Below are 18,678 nucleotides of genomic sequence, written 5' to 3'. Positions count from 1 at the left end.
TTGCACAGAGAAAGCAAAGAGAGACGCAGAATCATAGCAGAGATGGAAAACCGTCAGACGAGAATACCAAAGCATCCAAACCCGGATGCATTGAGAGATTTTAAAGAAGTACCGTATCAGTTGCGGTACGGGAAGGAGAAGAAGGATGCTGAATAAAGAGAAGTATGCCAAGGAGATCGCAGAAATTGCCTGTGATGGATATAAAGTAGCTATCGTTCATGGAAAACCGAAATCATGTGGAAAATGCATTGATTGTAATTTTTATGGTTGTAACGATTGTACAAAAAAATTAAGGGATTGGGCTGATAACGAATATGGCAAGCCACCTGTTGATTGGAGTAAAGTTCCTGTTGACACACCGATTTATGTTAGATACCGCAGCAGCGACGAATGGGAGAAAAAACATTTTGCTAAATTCGAGAACAATTATGTGTATGCGTGGAGCGATGGAAAAACATCATGGAGCACCACTAATGGATCTACAATGGTATGGGAGCATGCCAAACTGGCAGAGAGCGAGGATCAGAATGTCAATAAGCAGGATTAAGAACCGGATATCTGAGGCAGTAACAGAAGCCTGTGGGTATTCTCCACTAACAAAAGTGGTTTCAGAGGAAGAAATCAACAGGATTTTGGAGCAGGAAAGCGGATGGATTCCAGTAGATGAGCAGATTCCTAATACTGATAAATATATCCTGGTATCGTTTGAAAACTTTACTATTCCAGATATCGGAAGATATGAAACTGATGAAGATGGTAACGGTGCGTTTTATCCGGGGGATGATGACAAAAGCTATGCAAAATATGGATTATTTGTAAATGCTTGGATGCCACTGCCGGAGTCGTACAGCACAGATGCAGAAAAGCCACATATTGAAAAGCCACAGACCAATGCAGACCGGATCAGGAGCATGACGGATGATGAACTTTTAGATTTCCTTTGCTCAATCGAAACATATGAGCAGGGTAGTGTAAAGACCATTGAGGGCGGTGTAGCAATGTGTTCTGTTACAGAGGTGGAACAATGGCTTAAGGCAGAAAGTGAGGGATAGCATGGAGAGATTAACAATACGTTCAAAAAACAGTGATATGGTTTGGTTTAAGGATGCAGAGAATGGTAATGCACACCTTGAACCATGTGAAATGACTGCACATCATAACAGAATGGCACTTGATAAGCTTGCCACTTATGAGGATGCCGAGGAACAGGGAAGAATGATTATTTTCCCATGCAACAAAGGAGACAAGCTCTACGAGTTTTATCGTGAATGTGTAGAGGACAGATTAGGAGCCGGGGAGACACCGGAAGACATCATTGATGTGAGAAAAGTGTATGGTTTTGAATATGAGGATGATGTGTTGTATATCCGAGCTTCTTATCATTCAAACCATTCAGAACTCTGGGGCGGATATGGTGAAGATACGCCAGAGTTTCCGGTAAGTGAGATAGGTAAAACTGTTTTTCTTACATACGAGGAAGCCGAAGCCAAGTTGAAAGAAATGGAGGGGGAAAGCGATGTATTGTGATGGAAGATGTCAGTATTTGAATGAACGTAAACATAAATGTGAGTTGACCGGAGAAAAATTGACTTACATGAAGCAGACCGGAAGTATTTCATTTTCCGTGCATGAACATAGAGGATTTTGCAAAGGAAAAAAGGTGGAACGTGATGGGAGACGTAGTTAAACATATACCGAAAGATGATCTGTGCCCGTTCTGTAAAAAAAAGGAATCAACTTTGCTGTGCGACATGCCTGTAAATACAGTTATTACACATGCACGGGGAAGCGGATTTAAAAGTTATACCATGACCTGTGATAAGAAAATCTGCACGGAATGCACCACAAGAGTGAACGGGTTTGATTTCTGCCCGGATTGTGTGAAGAGGATCAAGATAACACCGAAGGGAGTGAAAGAGTGATGGAGAATAGATTTTTATCCCGTGGAAAGCGGATTGATAATGGCGAATGGATACAAGGATATTTATATGGTATCTGGGAGAGAAGATATATCCTATGGGGAATGATCAATGATATCCCGAACATGGCCGAAGTAGACCCAGAAACCGTCTGCCAGTGCACCGCAATGCCTGATAAGAACGGTAAGCTGATTTTTGAGAATGATATTCTTTCAGGGCATATCGACGTTGGGTTTCCAGAAGATGAGACGAGAAAGCGTGTCGTGTGGCATGAAAACGGATGGTGTACGAATGAGCTGCGCTGTGATGACTACGAGGAACTGGATGATTTTGATTCAGAGAATTTTGAAGTGATCGGAAACATGATTGATAACCCGGAACTGTTGGAGGTGTAGTCATGAATGAGAGCAAGGCAATAAAAATAATCAAGCAGGAAATGGGCTGGGAAAGTAAAAGCAGTACACTTAGAGCTTTTGAGGAAGCGATCAAGGCACTGGAAGAAGTTCAGCAGTACCGTGCAATCAGCACGACAGAAGAGTGCCGGGCGGCGATGGGGAAACAGACAGCGAAGCGACCGAGAATTATGGGAAACGCAATGATTTGTCCATCATGCCCAAGATGCTTTAAAAGTGCTAGTCCCACTTATTGCCCGAGTTGCGGTCAAATGATTGATTGGGGGAATGAAGAATGAACAAAGAACTTAAACCATGCCCGTTCTGCGGCGGAAAAGCAATGTTCTTTACCATTGTAAATAAGTCATCACATTCGGATGTTGGAGTAATGTTCAAAATCAAATGTATGAAATGCGGAACAGAACTTCCAAAAAGCTATGAATGTGAGATGTATATGGATCAGGACGGTGGAATCAGAACAGGAAAAGACGAGCGAACAAAAGCAACTACAGATTGGAACAGGAGGGCAAACAATGAGACTGATTGATGCGGATGCATTGGTAAAACGACTAGAAAAAAGTCATGAATATCACGCAAAAACAAGCAGAGAGGAAGTTTTACTTTTCCGTGATATCAGAATTATAAATGAACAGCCGACCGCCTACGACCTAGACAAGGTTGTAGAGCAGTTGAAAGAATTTCAGGGTGAAATGGAGCAATTCAGTTGTGATGGAATATTGACGGATATGATCGAGATTGTGAAAAGAGGTGGAGTAGATGCCGATTAAACCGATTTTATTCAATACCGATATGGTTCGGGCGATTCTGGACGGGAGAAAGAGTTGTACCCGGCGTATATGCAAAGATGCAAATGAGTATACCGTGCCGGATATGGAATTTTACAATGCCGACAAGAGAACTTATGCAGTACATAACTTTGTTGATAAGGAGCATACGGAACAGTTAAGTACAGCGGAGAGAACCTGTCCTATCTGTACGGGCGATATCCTGTATGTTCGTGAAACATGGAAAGAGGCACCGAAAGGATACTATTACTACGAAGATTGGCAAAGAAATGATATTGCAGATATTACAAAATGGAAACCATCCATCCACATGCCAAAAGAAGCCGCACGCATCTGGCTTAAGGTTATGAATGTGAGGGTGGAGCGGTTGCAAGAGATCAGCGCAGAAAGTGCGTTGGCAGAAGGAGCAGATAAGTATATCCACACAAATGGAGGACTTGATGAAAACATGACAATTACATCGTTTATAGGGATTTGGAACAGCACCATCAAGAAATCCGACCTTGACCGCTACGGTTGGGATGCGAATCCTTACGTTTGGGTGATATCGTTTGAGCGGTGCGAGAAACCGACGGAAATGAGGTGAATATATGAAATACTTTATAATTAATAATCTTTGTACAATCATCACTGCGTTAGTTGTAAATAAAATTGTAGCTATCTACTATATGAAAATAATAGATAGCTATGTAAATGATATCTTTGCAATGTTTAAAGAGTTAATCAGGACAACATATGTCGAGAAATGAAACGCCTAAAGGAGTTGGTTTTACTAAACGTTTTTGTAATTGAAATGTATAATCTGGATATTGATTTTGAATTTGTAGCATTTCATCACATTGCTCATATTTAAAATAAGCAGCGTCATCATGTATGGAGAGCGATGAAGGAATTTCAACTAGCCCTTGTTTAGATAGAAAACTGATGGAAAGAGATTGGCGTTCATATATAGTACATTCTGAGTTTTCTAAAAATATGTTTTGCAACACCACGGCATACAAAGATGGGTTATCAGATGTTCTAACAATATTGCAAATTGGTAACTGATAATTATCAAATATTAGTTTTAAGTTTTGAGCATCTAGTGGTGTCATGGTTTTTAATATATCCGAAAAAGAAGGGTGAACAATATCCTGTTTTTCAATATCAAGCGATGATGAAATTAAATTTGCAAACATTTCACGTAGACTTGGTTCTTCAACACAGTATTTTGCATTTTCTAATGCAGGCATTACTATTTGGGTATTTGCTTCGACACGATTTTCTTTTGGAATAGAAGTGATTTTTGAACTTAAGGATTGCTTAAATTCTTCTAAGTCTTTGGCATATTTTAATTTACGTTTTTCGGCTAATTGTGAAATACCGCCAAAGACTAAAAACCAACAATCAGATAATGTTTGACCGACATTTTTGGAAGGCAAATCTGTAAGATTTTTTAATGCATTATCAACTGATTCTGGCAAATCAGCATTTAAAACGCTGAAGTTATTAGTTATATCCTTAGACATAAAAATTCCTCCTTATGTGTAAATTAAAATCATTATACATCAAAGAGGTAAAAACTACAATAATATGAAAGGAGCCGGGACCTATCCGGATAAAAGGCGCGCCGGGTTCCTTTTGAAGAAAATGATACATGGAGAATTGATAGTTGACAATTTTGCCGGTGGGGGCGGCGCTTCCACTGGTATAGAAATGGCAACCGGATACAGTGTTGATATAGCCATCAACCATGATCCAGAAGCTATCAAGATGCACAAGGCGAACCATCCGAACACGAAGCATTACTGTGAAAACGTGTGGGCGGTCGATCCGGTAAAGGCATGTAACGGACATCCTGTAGCACTGGCTTGGTTTTCGCCTGATTGCAAACATTTTTCAAAAGCAAAAGGCGGAAAACCAAAAGATAAGTTTATTAGAGGTTTGGCATGGGTTGCTTGTAGATGGGCGGGACTTGTTCGACCGAGGGTAATTATGCTTGAAAATGTGGAAGAATTTAAAACCTGGGGACCACTTGGACGGCGACACCATCCGATTAAGGCAAAGCAGGGCGAAACATTTCAGAAATTCGTTCAGCAGCTCACGGATTTAGGATACGAAGTGCAATTCCGGGAGCTGATTGCCGCTGACTACGGAGCACCTACCATGCGAAAGAGATTTTTCATGATCGCCCGGTGTGACGGCAAGCCGATCGTCTGGCCGGAGCCGACACACGCACCGGCAGACAGTGAAGAGGTAAAGGCAGGATTGAAAAAACCTTATGTTGGAGCATATACACAGATTGATTTCAGCCGACCATGTCCGAGCATCTTTGATACTTCGGAAGAAATCAAGGAGAAATACGGCATCCGGGCGGTAAGACCACTGGCACAAAAGACGATGGACAGGATAGCCAGAGGATTTATAAAATTCGTTTTGAATAATCCAAAGCCTTTTATCATTCAGTGTAATCATGGCGGTGAGCGTAGACCGAATGATATCAGAGAGCCGATGCCTACCATAACCGGAAAGCACGGGTACGGGATTGTGGAGCCGTATATGGTGCAGATCGGGCAGACTGGATTTACAAAAGACCGAAGCAAGGATGTTAGAGAGCCGCTTACAACGATTGTGAGCAAAAACGAGCATTGCCTTATCAGTCCTACATTGATTCAGTACCATTCTGAAACTTCAAAAGATGGAGTAAGAGGACAGACTATAGAAGATCCGATCATGACAGTTGACAGCTCAAATAGATATGGACTGGTCACATCATTCCTGCATAAGTACTATGACGGAGGATATAAGGGTGCTGGGGAAACAGTAGAAAATCCGCTTCCGACAGTGACCGCATGGGATCATAACAGCGTTGTTACAGCAAATCTGATTCAGATGAATAATCATTGCGACGGAAAAGATATCAGACAGCCATTACCAACGATCACAGCCGGTGATGGACACTTTGGAGAGGTCAGAGCATTTCTGATTAAATACTATGGACAGGGAACAGGGCAGGATATCAAAGATCCGCTTGATACAGTCACAGCACAGGATCGCTTTGGACTTGTGACCATCAACGGCACTGATTACCAGATCGTAGATATCGGACTGCGGATGCTAGAGCCAAGGGAGTTATATGGATGTCAAGGATTCCCGGATGATTACATAATCGATCATGACTATACCGGAAAGATCTACCCACGGAGCGAACAGGTGCGCCGCTGCGGCAATGCAGTATGCCCACCGATACCTGCGGCACTGGTCAGAGCAAATTTGCCAGAATTGTGTGTTGCAGAGCGGATGCCGAATATGCAGATAGAAGCAGAGCAGACCGGACAGCTCCGGTTTGCGTAAACCTTAAATTTTGTGGAGGTGCTGCCATGATACAGACAGCAGAAGATGAGGAAAAACAATGAATGAAATGAAAATCAGAATATCATTATACTTTGAAATTAAGGATTCAGAAATGTTTGGCGGAGAGGGTTCCGTTGGATATGCAGAACGGAACATGGATTTCACAGTCACAGAAAAAAAACCAAGGATTTTTAAAGAAAGTGCATACGACTATGTGAAAAGAGCCATTGCAAACATGGCGAAAAGTTTAGGCGTGAGTGAGGAATGCATCAGGACCATCAGCAAAGAGGAATATGAGGAAAATACGGAGTACTAATGCAGTGCGAAAGAAACTTATAACAGCCATCATAACAGCAACACTTCTGATTGCCGGATGCAGTGATACAGCAAATGTCAGTGCGGGACAGGAAAACACAATGGTACTGGTGGGAAGTGGACAAGAATATCTTATTTATGCAGATAGTGACACAGGAGTGATGTATTTATATATCACAATAAGCACGGGCGGTGGTCTTACCGTTATGCTCAATGCTGATGGTACACCGAAGATCTGGCAGGGAGAAGAATAGAGTAATCAAGTTTTAAAGGGGGAATGTGTGTGGATGAAAAAGAAGTATACGAGATCTGCATGGGTGTGGACAGCATCATAGCTGACAAGCTGACAGAATCAATCGTTGTTGGTACCAGTTATGACATGCTGGAAGCACACTACGGTATTCTCCCGATCAGCAGACGGAGTTTTTACAGGAGAAAGGGCACAGCGCAGAGGCTTATGCGGCAGAGGATGGCGCATCTGGTGGAAGAAAAGAACGGACAGTATATGATTGTATGGGGAAGAGAGGAATAACAGCCTCTCTTTTATTATGCCCTAAAGTTGGCACAAATCCATGCTTGACCTGTCTTATAATTATGATATGAGGAAAGGACTATGCCATGTATAAAACACAGAGAAATTACGAAAATGCACAGAGGATGTTATTTGATGGAGTCGGTCAGTATGACATACCGGAGTTAGAGCCTGTACAATTTGATAATGCAGAATTTATCGGATTCAATTATGCGAGGAACGCAAAAGAACCGGAGAATAAGGCAGTACATTTCTTCCTGGATGATTACCAGTTTACCAGAGTATGGACAGACCCGGATAAGTACACGGCAATGTTGCAACGGTTTAAGTATGTGCTGACACCAGATTTCAGTCTGTATACGGATTTTCCAAAGTCGTTACAGATCTATAACCATTACCGTAAGCACTGGCTCGGCGCGTACTGGCAGATGCATGGAATTAATGTTATTCCTACGATTTGCTGGAGCGATCGGAAGTCGTTTGAATGGTGCTTTGATGGAGAACCTACACAGGGTGTTGTTGCGGTCTCTTCTGTCGGGACACAGAACAGCACAGAAAAGAAACAGCGGTTTTTGGATGGCTATCTTGAGATGGTAGAGAGATTACAGCCTACACAGATTATTTTTTATGGCAGAGTCCCAGATGAGTGTAAAGGAAATATTGTACATGTCAAACGGTTCAGCGAGAAGTGGCATGAGGTGGAGGTGGCGCAGTGGTAGTGAATTTACAATTTTTTGGTGGACGTGGTGGCTCTAGCGGATTTGGGAAATTAAGTGGAAATGTTGTCATAAGTAAGGAAAATACACCACATGGAACGGTGTACTATATGACTGGTACCAGAGATGTATTGTCACATTGGGATGATGAAGATAATTATCACGAAAAGCAAATCAAGATAAAAGAAAATGTTAGAAGTAGTTTTAAATCGAGAGAAGAAGCTGTTAAATATGCAAAGAAAAATGGCTATAAATATTTAAGTCTTTGAAAGGATACTGAATGGGTGGAAGAGGAGCAAGTAGTGGATTAAGCGAAAATAAAAATCCGTATGGCAGTCAGTATCATACGATATTAGAACATGAGAATGTCAAATTTGTAAAAGCAAATTCCAGAAACTCAGAATCACTTTTTGAAACGATGACGGAGGGCAGAGTGTATGTGACCGTGGGAGGGAATGATTTGCTGAAAATTACATATTACGATGAGCAGAATAAAAGAAAGAAACAAATAGATCTCAATCATCCACATAAAGGGATAAAACCACATGTGCATCATGGATATAATCATAACGAAAATGATAATTCCAAAGGAGCAACTGGATTATTACCCAAGGAAAAGAAGATGGTTGAGAAGGTAGAACGTATATGGTACAATCATATAAACAAGAAACAGTAGCTTAAATAAAAGCGGCGTCAACCAACGCATGGTTTCCGAGTGATCGGGGTGTTTCTTGTTAGCAAGCGTAGTATACTCTGGTGATTACGCCTTGATAGAGGAGAGTTCGGTTCGACTCCGAACACTTGCGACAATAAGGATGTACCATAACGGTACGTCCTTTTTTTATTGCCATGAAAGGAGATGATCGGTTGGCAGCAAAGAAAAATCCATTAGCTGATGAGGCATATGAACTGTATAAGGACGGCATGAAGCTGGTGGACATTGCTGACCAGCTTGGGAAACCGGAAGGAACAATCCGCAGATGGAAAAATACATATGACTGGGATAACGAACGTTCGGATTGCAAAGCGAACGAAAGCGAACGTCCAAAACGAACGAAAGATAAGAAAAACGGGAAGAAGTTGACGCCAAAGCAGGAAGCATTTGCTGCTGAATATATTAAGAACGGTGGAAACGCTACGCGAGCAGCAAAGGATGCGGGATACGCAGAAGCGCGAGCTGCTATCACAGGATCCGAGAATGTAAGGAAAAGTAATATTTCGGAAAGTATCGCCGAGCAGATGGAGCGTATCGAGAAAGAACAGCACCGTGACATTATGAGTCTTGCAGAAATACAGGAACGCAGAAGCATGATAGCAAAAGGTATGTTGAGGGATGGAGAGGGATATACACCGGAGTTCAAGGATCAACTTAAGGCAATGGATGGACTGGAAAAAGCACTGACAATAGCAGAAAAGCAGAGAATTGAACGGGAGGAGAAAGAAAAGCGGGAGAAAGCACCTCTGTGGACGATACCAATCACAGACATTACTTCCGATTTTGTGGAAATCTACCGGACAGTGCATGAAGCATTTGCCGGGGAGATAGACGTACATGAGATTGTGTCTAAGGGCGGTCGTGGTTCTATCAAGTCCAACTTCTGGGGAGACCTGGCATACGAGACCATCCGGCAAGATCCACAGGCACATATTGTATATACCAGACGATACAAGGTTGACTTGCGTGGATCTGTTTATAACCAGTTCATGAAGACTGTGATCCGGTACAATGATCTGGATAACTGGGATTTCAAACAGTCTCCTATGTGCGCGGTGTATAAGCCGACCGGACAGACGGTTATGTTCGTGGGAGCGGATAAGCCTATCAGTTTGAAGTCGTTTAACGTGCCTTTTGGCTATGTGAAGCTGCTGATCCATGAGGAGTGCGACGAGATGGCGGGCGTGGAGCAGATGGACAACATAGAGGATACCTTTCTACGATCTGACACGCCTGCGCTTGATATCAAGATATTCAACCCGCCGAAGTCAAAGAACAACTTTATGAACCAGTATGTGGAAGAATGCCGGAATAAGCCACAGACAAGGATCTGCCACAGTTATTATTACAATGTGCCGGTGAAGTGGCTCGGTAAGCGATTCTTCGAACGTGCTGAGTGGTTCAAGGTACATAAGCCGTTGTACTACCGCAATAATTACCTGGGAGAAGTAACCGGTACCGGTGGCGGCATCTTTGATAATGTGGAAGAGCGGACCATCACGGACGCAGAGATAGAGAATCTGCCATTTCTCTATTATGGCCTGGACTTTGGTTTTGAGCACCCGCAAACATTTGAAGTTGCCTACTATGACGAGGACACAGATACATTGTATTGCGTGTCGGAGGTATTTGCCAAGCGGTGCAAGAACAGCGCATTTGCCCGAAAGATTAAGGAATACATTACAGAAGAGATCATATGTGACTCGGCGCGGCCAGATGCCATTGCAGAGTTGCAGGATTGGGGATTTAATGCGATCGGTGCCAAAAAGCGTTGGGGTTCCGGCAAGGGAAGGGATTATTGCTGGGAATGGCTGCAGCAGACCACAAAGATTGTGGTTGATCCGGAACGATGCCCGCACCTTGCGCATGAGCTTACAACCTTGGAGCATGAGCAGTTGGCAGACGGTAGCTTTTCAGATGCGTACCCAAAGATTGGCGAGGACTGTGTAATGGCACTGATCTATGGATTGAACCGCGTGATTATGGAGAGTCGCCGCAACAATGGACTTTATGATGATGAGATAGACGAAGATGAGGAGGAAGAGGACGATGGAGAATATGAAGATTAATGTTCTCGGAACAGAATACAAAATTGAGACACACAAAGTATCAGAGGATAAGTATCTGGAAGAAAATAGCTTAGCCGGTTATTGTGGCGAAGAGAGCAAATTGATTGTTGTTGCGGATATGTCAGAAGAAAAATACTTTGACCTGAGTGAAGAAGAACAGAAGTCATACAGGAAAAAGACGTTGCGCCATGAAATTGTGCATGCATTTTTGAACGAGAGTGGATTATCAGATTCTTCAAACCAGTATAATGGCGGTTGGGCAAAAAATGAGGAAATGGTTGATTGGCTTGCTATTCAGTGGCACAAGATAGATGAAGTATATAAACAGCTTGGCATTTAAGGCGGTGGCATATGAACATATTCACACGAGTAAAGGAGTTTATCATGAATTTATTCAAAATAAGTGCAGAGAAAGAATTTAATGTTGATATTATTTCTTCTGATCTGATGGAGATGGCACAGATCGAGTGGCAGCACATCATTAAGGGTAGACCGTACTGGATGAGCAAGAACGTGCGCACGATCAACTTTGCAAAGTTTCTCTGCTATTACACCAGCAAAAAGACCTGTCTGGATCTCAATGTGACGATCAGTGGCAGCGACAGGGCGGATTATATCAATCAGTGCATTGGTGCAATGATCCAGAAGTCCATCCGGGATAAGGTAGAGGATGCCTGCGGCGCGGGCGGCATTATTTTTAAGCCGAGCGGTACATATAATCCGGCGGGAGCAATCGACTATGTAATGCCAGGCAGCTTTGCAGTGACAGAGAAGAACAGCAACGGGGATATCCTTGGGGTTATATTTATTGACCGGCAGATCAAGGGAGATAATTACTATACCAGATTGGAGTATCAGCACTTTACATCTTCAATCTCTGACGATGGAGAAGGAGTTGGAAGAACATACACCATTGAGAATAAGGCTTTCAGATCAAAGGGCAGCGACAGTCTGGGGCGCAGCATTGCACTGGCAGATGTACCGGAGTGGAAGAATATACCGGAATCAGTCACAATCTCCAATGTGGAAAAGCCATTGTTTGGGTATTTCAAGATGCCGTATAACAACACCATTGACTATACATCACCGGAGGGCGTGGCAGTATTTGCGAATTGTATCGAGGAACTGTGCAATCTGGATGTAGCGTGGAGTAGAAAAGATGATGAAGTCGATGATTCGCAGCATATTACATTTATTGATGAAAATGCATTGATGAAACGCGATAAGAATACTGGAGATAAGGAAAGACTTGAACTTCCAAGATTTGTAAAGGGATTGAGGATGGGGGTTGAAGCTTCTAATACGGTTAATGAACATGTACCAACACTGTTGACAGAACAGAGAGTTGCAGATATTAATTCCATTTTATCTATGATATCAACCAAGGCAGGATTCTCACAGGGGCAGTTTGTTCTTGACCGAAAAACTGGCATTGCTACAGCTACAGAGATTGAGAGTGACGATAGTGAGACTGTAGAGACAATCACAGATATCCGGAATGCACTTAAAACAGCTATTAAAGATCTGGTATATGCGCTGGATAAATACTGCGATGTATTTTTTAATATGCCGAGCGGGTACGTCAACGCACTGGATGAAAGTGTAGCGGATGAAGATGTATTTTATTTTAAGGATCTGCTGGCATCGTTTGAACAGGATCGAACCAGAGCATATCAGCTTATGATGAATGGTGTATACAGTAAACGAAAATACCTCAAAGAATATGAGGGATTTAATGATAAAGAGATTGATGAGATGTTTGCGGAGTGTGACGAAGAAAATGCAGGGGAGGACAAAGGCGGACTGTACGGGGAGGAATAAAGATGGTGCTAAAAATAATCATGCTTTTATTTTGTGTTTCATTTATAGAAGAAATGGATAAGGCAAGGAAAAAGAAAAAAATATGTGACACAATTTACTGGGGATTCTTAATGGTAAGTGCGGCGATTGCAGTATGGGGGATGTAAATGAGGTACGACAGGACCGTTGGTAACGTAAATATAAGGCTTGATACAAGCAGAATTGACGGAAATCTTAGACGCGCACAGGATAAACTGGACATGCAGGTCTTGAATGACATGATTCCATATATGCCGTTTCAACAGGGATCTATGGTAGGAGCGACGAATATTATTGAACCTGGATTGATTGAGACGGATGTGTCATATGCGCATTATCAGTATATGGGAGAATTGTATCTGACAGAGGATGGAAGATCATGGGCGCGCAGCGGAGAAAAGAAATATCCAACTGGCAGGCCATTGCACTACGATGCGAACGGGCATCCGAAAGCTACGGATCATTGGTTTGAGAGAGCGAAGGAAGCACATGGTCAGGAATGGGTTGATTTGGTTAAGAGAGAGGTAGGAAGAGGATAATGTTAACGCCGGATTATTTTTACGGAAAATCAGATAAACTGATAGAAATGTATCAGGAACTGGAAGATTGGATTATCAGTGATATAGCAATGCGTTTGATAAAATCCGGGGAAATGTCTGGCACTACTGATCGGGAACTTTGGAAACTCCAGCAGATGGGATTGCATCATACTGAAATTGTAAAAAGAATTTCAAAAATGACAGGAAAGAGTAGGGACGAAGTGCGGCGTTTATTGCGTGATAGTGTTATGACATCATTCTCTGATGATGCAGAGGTTTTAAAACGGCTTGGAGATGTTCAAACACCTTTGCAAAATAATGCAGCCATCATGGCAATGAATGCCGAAATGATGAAAACATTCGGAGAATTGAATAACCTTACGCGGACAACTATGTTGCAGACGCAGAGAGATTTACTCAATATGCTGAATGAGGTAGATTATCGTGTGGCATCTGGTATGCAGTCGTATAACAGTGCAATATGTGAAGTGCTTGACAGATATGCACAGAGCGGCGTTGTGATTGATTATCCGACGGGTGCCAGGCGCTCTTTAGAAGCGGCAGTGCGTTGTTGTGTTGTTACTTCTATGAATCAGACGGCTGCTCAGGTAACTAATCAATACATAGCACAAAAAGGAATAGAGTATGTTCTTGTATCGGCACATATGGGAGCGCGGCATAGCAAAAAGTTCCCGGATGGAATACCATCACACGATCATTGGCAGGGAAAAGTATATAAAATCGTCGGGAGTGATAAAGACACACCAAATCTGTTAGATGCAACCGGATACACCGTAGATCCAAAGACAGGACAGGGAAGAGTTGTAGATCCTCTTGGACTGCATGGATATAATTGCAGGCATTCCCATAAGCCGTGGGATAAGTCTCTGCGAAATCCTTATGTTGATGCAGATGGAAATCCTAAAATTAATGTGCACGAAAGCCAGGAATTGTATGAGAAACAACAGCAGCAGAGATCAATGGAGCGTGCTATTCGGCAGACCAAGCGCGAATTACTGACAAAACAGGCAGAGTTAAGCGGCATAGCAGAGACTGATGTAAAAGATATGTTGCAGCCACAATATGATAAACTTGCTTATAAACTGCGGATACAGAATCAACAGTATAAGCAATTCTGTGCGGATAATGGATTGCAGACACAGGCTGATAGAATTAAGGTAGCCGGATTTAAGAGGACACAGGCGTCAAAGGCAAACGGCAGGGCGACGGCTTATAGCAATTCTGTCAAAGTTCCGATGGAAAAAGCGAAGAATGCGGGTTATACTAAAAGAACAAAGGAAGAACTTGAGCAGACTGCACGACAGATAAAGGATGAGATAACGCAGTACTCTGACAGACCGTCGAAATGGAGTGGAAATATAAAAGTTGATAACACGCTGATAGAGGAACAAACGCTAGGGAGAAAGGAATGGTCATGCGATATTTCACTTGTGGATACGGTTGACGATGGGGTAGTGTGGCACGAGATGCTCCATTCTTGTTCTGCAAGCTATTATAAACCAGAGGTATATAGTGCAAACGAGTATATCGAAGAGGCAACAGTTGAATGGCTTAAGCAGCAAATATGCACGGAAAAGAATATTATAAATTTGCCGGCTTACGAAGATAAAACGATAGTCTTGCAGACACTGAATGAAAGTTTTTTATTTGGAACAGATATGGAGTTTGCAAAGGAAATATTTAACGTTCCACTTCCAGACCGGTATCAATGGTTAGAAAATAGGGTAGATGAATGTCTAAGACAAGTCAGAGCTTCATTTGAAGATTATAACGAGGTTATGGGATTTGTTGAAAGGCTGAAAGGTGGTAGAAATGGCGGACATTAAAGGTCTTATAAAAAAAATAGAAGAGTATAATAAAAAATATATGATTACTGAAAATTCAAGCGAAGCGGATAAATTGATTGCAAAAATGCACGAGAAAAAATACACAAAAGAAGAATATTTCGAGGTAGAAGAGGAAGTAAAAGCTTTTATGCAATCAGATGCATCCGAAGCAGATAAGCAAAAAGTAATGGGTTATACAGAATCATTATCTATGCTTTGCGCAGCGATCAGAGAGGGCAGACTTGATATTTAGAAGCAATATATCATTCTTTTATTTTGGCACAAATTATATCCCAATATGAGTTATTATAATATTGCCAGATGGGTTTCACCTATTCATTCTGAGCCTCCTTTCATGTAATACAGCACATGGCACCTTGAAATACAGGTGCTTTTTGTGCGCTTAAAAAATGGCACAAATCTATTCCATACTCATGATAAAATAATATTAACAAATAAATAAGCACCGGACGGAACGTAGGAAGCCGTCCGCTACCCTAGAAAAATTATAGGATGTTGTTAAGGCACGTCCTGTTTTTGGGCGTGCTTTTTTCTTTGTATTTTGCCAGCTATGGATCAAATAGCAACTCATTCGTGCCGGGCTGACCGGATTAAAAACTTTTAAGAAAGAGAGGAACTTGTAAATGAATATTATCGACAAACTGAAATCTCTTGGTGTTGAGATCACACCAGAAATCGAGAAAGCGTTTCCAGGGGAATTCGTATCGGATCTGGAAGTCCAGAAGAAAAACGATAAGATTGCAACCTTGGAAAATGAGAAGAAAGATCTTGAAACCAAACAGGAGAATCTTGAAAAGGAACTGCAGACCATGAAAGATGCCGCCCCAGATGCTGATGCACTGAATCAGAAAATTGCGGATTTGACTGCAACACTCGAGACTGAGCGCAAGGAACGCAAGGAAAAGGACGAGATTGCAAGACTTGACAGCCTTGTGACAGATTTCTTTGCAGACAAACATTTTGTTAATGCTATTACAGCGGATGCAATCAAGAAGCAGCTCGTTGAAACCCTTAATTCGGATGAAGCGAGAGGTAAGAGCGTTTCTGATCTGTTTGATGCAATTGTCAAGGATGAAAAGGGCAATTATAAGCCGGATATCCTCATTGACGACAAAACATTCCAGGCACAGCAGAACCGTAGCCAGATTGTCGGAAACAACATTGGCCAGCCGGACGGAGCAAAACTGTCTATGGCTGAACTTATGAAACTGAAAAATCAGAACCCGGATATGGACATTACACCATATCTGAGACGAGGAAAGGAGAAAAAATAAATGGCATTATTTGACTTAGTAAATTTTAATGGCGAAGTATTCGATGCTGCTGTGCGTGAGACACCGAACCTTCGTCTGAATGAACTGCTTCATTGCGGCGCGATCGTAGAGCGTGGCGAGTATGCATCTTTATTGCCGGACCAGAAGGGCGGTAACTTTATCACAACTCTGATTAAGGCGCGTTTATCTGGCAAGACCGTAAATTATGACGGCAAGACAGACATTACAGCAGAAGAGCGCGGCAATTACACTATGGGGCGTATCGTTGTCGGCAGGGCGCAGGGATGGACAGAGAAAGATTTTGTATCTGATATTTCGGGGGATGATTATTCTGCAGCAGCCGGAGAGGTCGCAGAGTTCTGGGATGATGTAGATCAGGATACGCTTCTTAGCATCCTTAAAGGTGTGTTCTCTATGAGTACCGGAGAGGGTAAGAAGTTCGTAGATGCGCACACCTACGATATTACTGCAGAAACAGAAAATACTTTCGGACCTACAACCCTTAACAATGCAATGCAGAAAGCACTGGGAGATAAGAAAGCAAACTTCTCACTTGCAATCATGCATTCTGTGGTCGCTACAAATCTGGAGAATCTTAAGCTGCTGGATTACATGAAATATACAGATGCCGATGGTATCGAACGTGATCTGGGGCTTGCTACCTTAAACGGCAGGATCGTACTTATTGACGATACGATGCCGACTGTGGAAGTTGCAGAATCTTCTAAGGGTGCGGGGGATGGATATACAAAATACACCACCTATGTTCTTGGCAACGGAGCAATCGAGTACACAAACTGCGGTGTAAAGGTTGCATCTGAAATGGATCGTAATCCGGCGAAGAATGGTGGAGAGACAACATTGTATACCAGACAGAGAAAAGTATTTGCTCCATACGGTATTTCGTGGAAGAACACAGGTGTGATCTCTCCGACCGGTGCACAGTTGGAGACAGGGACAAACTGGGAAATTGCGCAGAACAACTCTTCTGATAAACCGGATTACTTCCCGGCAAGAGTGATCAACATTGCGCAGATCATTACCAGGGGGTAAGAGAAAGGGGGGATTTCTGATGGGATACACCACATATGACTTCTACAAAGAAAAATATTATGGGGATTCTATCGGGGAATCCCTTTTCCCCAAGTGGGAAGATCGCGCATCCATGAAACTGGATCAACTGACCTATGGACACATCAATGATGATACCAGGGAAGAATTTGACGATAAAATCCAGAAAGCCACCTGTGCATTGGCTGATCTGCTCTATCAGATAGATTTCAAGACCAGTCATGCCAGTGACGAAAAGGGCGGCAATGTGAAGTCAATGTCCTCTGGCGGTCGGTCGATCAGCTTCGGAAGTAATGAAACGCTTATTGATAAGGTGCTTGGGGATAAGGTAGCGCAGAACCGGTTGTGTTATGACACGGTATGCGAATACCTGTCCGGCACCGGATTATTATATACGGGGTATGAATGATGGGATTCTTTGATAATAAGACAGTTACCATTTTCAATCGCTCATTCAACGCGGAAACCGAAGAGGAAACATATTATCCGACCCTGCTCGAGGGTGTAGACCTTGTGGAAACCAAGGGAGCAAATGTCTCCAAGAGCGGCATGGACAGCGCGGATGCAGTGAAACTGTATGTTGATTTTGGCAATATTGCCAAACCATACCTTCCCCCGAAAGAGTGGGAAAACATGCCGGGCAAATGCAAGCAGTACTTTTTGACATTTAATCCGGCACAGGATTTTTTTATCAAAGGGGATCATACGGGTACAATACTGCCGAAAAATGATGCCTATCAATGGCTGTTCGATCACTGTGACGATTGCTACAAGGTAACAACGATTGATAAATACGAGGATATTTTACCTCATTTTGAAGTAGGAGGCGTATAAATGGCAGAGCCAGAAAAACTTACCATCCGGGATGCAGAGAACGCACAGAAAGGCATTCTTGCACTTGCTCTGGCATACCCGGACTATCCAAATCTGTTTAAGGCTGACAATACGACGATAAGATGGAACTCCATCAAGACGGATAGATCCATTGGATTATTCCCCATACAGGGGGCGGTATATCTGAAAAAGTATGTCAGTGGCAGCTATGTGGCGCAGATGCCTTTTCAGATACTTTATAAGTGTTCACCGACTACCAACAGGGCGAGTATTGAAGCACAGGAGATGTTGAATAATCTTGCGGCATGGATGGAAGAGAGCGGAATTGAGTTTAAAGATCCACATCTGACATTACAGTCAATTACGAGGACATCCCCGGTATATGGTGGCGAGCAGGATGAAAAAACGGTTGTGTATGCCATTAATATACAGCTGAAGTATTTTTATAAAAAATAA

30 protein-coding genes are annotated in these 18,678 nt (G+C 42.5%); 29 read left to right on the top strand and 1 reads right to left on the bottom strand.

What is annotated here, in order from left to right:
* The 10 genes from RIL182_RS21265 (at position 1) to RIL182_RS11465 (ending at position 3,703) form a co-directional block, all read left to right on the top strand.
* Positions 1 to 156 (top strand): hypothetical protein, encoded by a 156-nt coding sequence (locus RIL182_RS21265; RefSeq protein WP_157579704.1) that lies wholly within the window; start codon positions 1 to 3, stop codon positions 154 to 156.
* Entirely contained in the window at positions 146 to 547 is a 402-nt protein-coding gene (locus tag RIL182_RS11505) for a hypothetical protein (protein ID WP_006857549.1), read from the top strand. Before RIL182_RS21265 ends, RIL182_RS11505 begins: the two co-directional genes overlap by 11 nt.
* Positions 528 to 1,052 (top strand): DUF551 domain-containing protein, encoded by a 525-nt coding sequence (locus tag RIL182_RS11500; RefSeq protein ID WP_006857548.1) that lies wholly within the window; start codon positions 528 to 530, stop codon positions 1,050 to 1,052. Before RIL182_RS11505 ends, RIL182_RS11500 begins: the two co-directional genes overlap by 20 nt.
* A 1-nt stretch (position 1,053) precedes the next feature.
* On the top strand, positions 1,054 to 1,527 hold the full coding sequence (locus RIL182_RS11495; RefSeq protein ID WP_006857547.1) for a hypothetical protein: 474 nt from the start codon (positions 1,054 to 1,056) through the stop codon (positions 1,525 to 1,527).
* 143 nt (positions 1,528 to 1,670) lie between these two features.
* Positions 1,671 to 1,922 (top strand): hypothetical protein, encoded by a 252-nt coding sequence (locus tag RIL182_RS11490; protein ID WP_242655574.1) that lies wholly within the window; start codon positions 1,671 to 1,673, stop codon positions 1,920 to 1,922.
* On the top strand, positions 1,922 to 2,314 hold the full coding sequence (locus tag RIL182_RS11485) for a YopX family protein (protein WP_006857546.1): 393 nt from the start codon (positions 1,922 to 1,924) through the stop codon (positions 2,312 to 2,314). Before RIL182_RS11490 ends, RIL182_RS11485 begins: the two co-directional genes overlap by 1 nt.
* Before the next feature lie 2 nt (positions 2,315 to 2,316).
* Positions 2,317 to 2,610, top strand: a complete 294-nt coding sequence (locus RIL182_RS11480; RefSeq protein WP_006857545.1) for a hypothetical protein — start codon at positions 2,317 to 2,319, stop codon at positions 2,608 to 2,610.
* Positions 2,607 to 2,858, top strand: coding sequence for a Lar family restriction alleviation protein (locus RIL182_RS11475; protein ID WP_006857544.1), 252 nt, complete (start codon positions 2,607 to 2,609; stop codon positions 2,856 to 2,858). Before RIL182_RS11480 ends, RIL182_RS11475 begins: the two co-directional genes overlap by 4 nt.
* Positions 2,845 to 3,099, top strand: a complete 255-nt coding sequence (locus RIL182_RS11470) for a hypothetical protein (RefSeq protein ID WP_134523319.1) — start codon at positions 2,845 to 2,847, stop codon at positions 3,097 to 3,099. The genes RIL182_RS11475 and RIL182_RS11470 overlap by 14 nt, the downstream gene beginning before the upstream one ends.
* Complete coding sequence (locus tag RIL182_RS11465; protein WP_006857543.1) at positions 3,089 to 3,703, top strand: hypothetical protein; 615 nt, start codon at positions 3,089 to 3,091, stop codon at positions 3,701 to 3,703. Before RIL182_RS11470 ends, RIL182_RS11465 begins: the two co-directional genes overlap by 11 nt.
* 133 nt (positions 3,704 to 3,836) lie before the next feature.
* Here the strand turns inward: RIL182_RS11465 and RIL182_RS11460 are convergent, their stop codons facing one another.
* Positions 3,837 to 4,625 (bottom strand): DUF4393 domain-containing protein, encoded by a 789-nt coding sequence (locus tag RIL182_RS11460; protein WP_006857542.1) that lies wholly within the window; start codon positions 4,623 to 4,625, stop codon positions 3,837 to 3,839.
* Positions 4,626 to 4,746: 121 nt separating this feature from the next.
* Between RIL182_RS11460 and RIL182_RS11455 the strand changes: the two genes are divergently transcribed.
* The 19 genes from RIL182_RS11455 (at position 4,747) to RIL182_RS11370 (ending at position 18,678) form a co-directional block, all read left to right on the top strand.
* Positions 4,747 to 6,450 carry a DNA cytosine methyltransferase gene (locus RIL182_RS11455; RefSeq protein WP_044999132.1) on the top strand — a complete coding sequence of 568 codons (1,704 nt, stop codon included), beginning with the start codon at positions 4,747 to 4,749 and terminating at the stop codon, positions 6,448 to 6,450.
* A 67-nt stretch (positions 6,451 to 6,517) separates the two neighbouring features.
* On the top strand, positions 6,518 to 6,766 hold the full coding sequence (locus tag RIL182_RS11450; protein ID WP_172606712.1) for a hypothetical protein: 249 nt from the start codon (positions 6,518 to 6,520) through the stop codon (positions 6,764 to 6,766).
* A gap of 4 nt (positions 6,767 to 6,770) precedes the next feature.
* A complete protein-coding gene (locus RIL182_RS21685; protein ID WP_044999112.1) occupies positions 6,771 to 7,019 on the top strand; it encodes a DUF6440 family protein in 249 nt (82 codons plus the stop codon).
* A 23-nt stretch (positions 7,020 to 7,042) separates the two neighbouring features.
* Positions 7,043 to 7,297, top strand: a complete 255-nt coding sequence (locus RIL182_RS11440) for a hypothetical protein (RefSeq protein ID WP_006857600.1) — start codon at positions 7,043 to 7,045, stop codon at positions 7,295 to 7,297.
* Positions 7,298 to 7,383: 86 nt separating this feature from the next.
* A complete protein-coding gene (locus RIL182_RS11435) occupies positions 7,384 to 8,016 on the top strand; it encodes a DUF4417 domain-containing protein (protein WP_006857539.1) in 633 nt (210 codons plus the stop codon).
* Positions 8,010 to 8,282, top strand: a complete 273-nt coding sequence (locus RIL182_RS11430) for an ETC complex I subunit (RefSeq protein ID WP_134523317.1) — start codon at positions 8,010 to 8,012, stop codon at positions 8,280 to 8,282. The genes RIL182_RS11435 and RIL182_RS11430 overlap by 7 nt, the downstream gene beginning before the upstream one ends.
* An 11-nt stretch (positions 8,283 to 8,293) precedes the next feature.
* Positions 8,294 to 8,689: a hypothetical protein gene (locus RIL182_RS11425; RefSeq protein WP_006857538.1), complete on the top strand. Its 396-nt coding sequence runs from the start codon at positions 8,294 to 8,296 to the stop codon at positions 8,687 to 8,689.
* Positions 8,690 to 8,880: 191 nt separating this feature from the next.
* On the top strand, positions 8,881 to 10,797 hold the full coding sequence (locus RIL182_RS11420) for a phage terminase large subunit (protein WP_049938251.1): 1,917 nt from the start codon (positions 8,881 to 8,883) through the stop codon (positions 10,795 to 10,797).
* Complete coding sequence (locus RIL182_RS11415) at positions 10,778 to 11,137, top strand: hypothetical protein (protein WP_006857537.1); 360 nt, start codon at positions 10,778 to 10,780, stop codon at positions 11,135 to 11,137. The genes RIL182_RS11420 and RIL182_RS11415 overlap by 20 nt, the downstream gene beginning before the upstream one ends.
* 44 nt (positions 11,138 to 11,181) lie before the next feature.
* Positions 11,182 to 12,618, top strand: coding sequence for a phage portal protein (locus tag RIL182_RS11410; protein WP_134523315.1), 1,437 nt, complete (start codon positions 11,182 to 11,184; stop codon positions 12,616 to 12,618).
* 2 nt (positions 12,619 to 12,620) lie between these two features.
* Positions 12,621 to 12,764 (top strand): hypothetical protein, encoded by a 144-nt coding sequence (locus tag RIL182_RS21260; RefSeq protein ID WP_006857535.1) that lies wholly within the window; start codon positions 12,621 to 12,623, stop codon positions 12,762 to 12,764.
* A complete protein-coding gene (locus RIL182_RS11405) occupies positions 12,765 to 13,175 on the top strand; it encodes a minor capsid protein (protein ID WP_006857534.1) in 411 nt (136 codons plus the stop codon).
* Positions 13,175 to 15,022 (top strand): phage minor capsid protein, encoded by a 1,848-nt coding sequence (locus RIL182_RS11400; protein ID WP_006857533.1) that lies wholly within the window; start codon positions 13,175 to 13,177, stop codon positions 15,020 to 15,022. The genes RIL182_RS11405 and RIL182_RS11400 overlap by 1 nt, the downstream gene beginning before the upstream one ends.
* Positions 15,009 to 15,275: a hypothetical protein gene (locus RIL182_RS11395; protein WP_006857532.1), complete on the top strand. Its 267-nt coding sequence runs from the start codon at positions 15,009 to 15,011 to the stop codon at positions 15,273 to 15,275. The genes RIL182_RS11400 and RIL182_RS11395 overlap by 14 nt, the downstream gene beginning before the upstream one ends.
* Before the next feature lie 391 nt (positions 15,276 to 15,666).
* Positions 15,667 to 16,317 (top strand): hypothetical protein, encoded by a 651-nt coding sequence (locus RIL182_RS11390; RefSeq protein ID WP_006857531.1) that lies wholly within the window; start codon positions 15,667 to 15,669, stop codon positions 16,315 to 16,317.
* Positions 16,318 to 17,370, top strand: coding sequence for a major capsid protein (locus tag RIL182_RS11385; protein WP_006857530.1), 1,053 nt, complete (start codon positions 16,318 to 16,320; stop codon positions 17,368 to 17,370).
* A gap of 19 nt (positions 17,371 to 17,389) precedes the next feature.
* Entirely contained in the window at positions 17,390 to 17,797 is a 408-nt protein-coding gene (locus RIL182_RS11380) for a head-tail connector protein (protein ID WP_006857529.1), read from the top strand.
* Positions 17,794 to 18,222, top strand: a complete 429-nt coding sequence (locus RIL182_RS11375) for a hypothetical protein (protein WP_006857597.1) — start codon at positions 17,794 to 17,796, stop codon at positions 18,220 to 18,222. Before RIL182_RS11380 ends, RIL182_RS11375 begins: the two co-directional genes overlap by 4 nt.
* A complete protein-coding gene (locus tag RIL182_RS11370) occupies positions 18,223 to 18,678 on the top strand; it encodes a hypothetical protein (protein WP_134523313.1) in 456 nt (151 codons plus the stop codon).

The organism is Roseburia intestinalis L1-82, from assembly GCF_900537995.1.
Lineage (GTDB): Bacteria > Bacillota > Clostridia > Lachnospirales > Lachnospiraceae > Roseburia > Roseburia intestinalis.
Note: the sequence above shows the minus strand (reverse complement) of the source record. Positions and strands in the feature narration are given on the sequence as shown.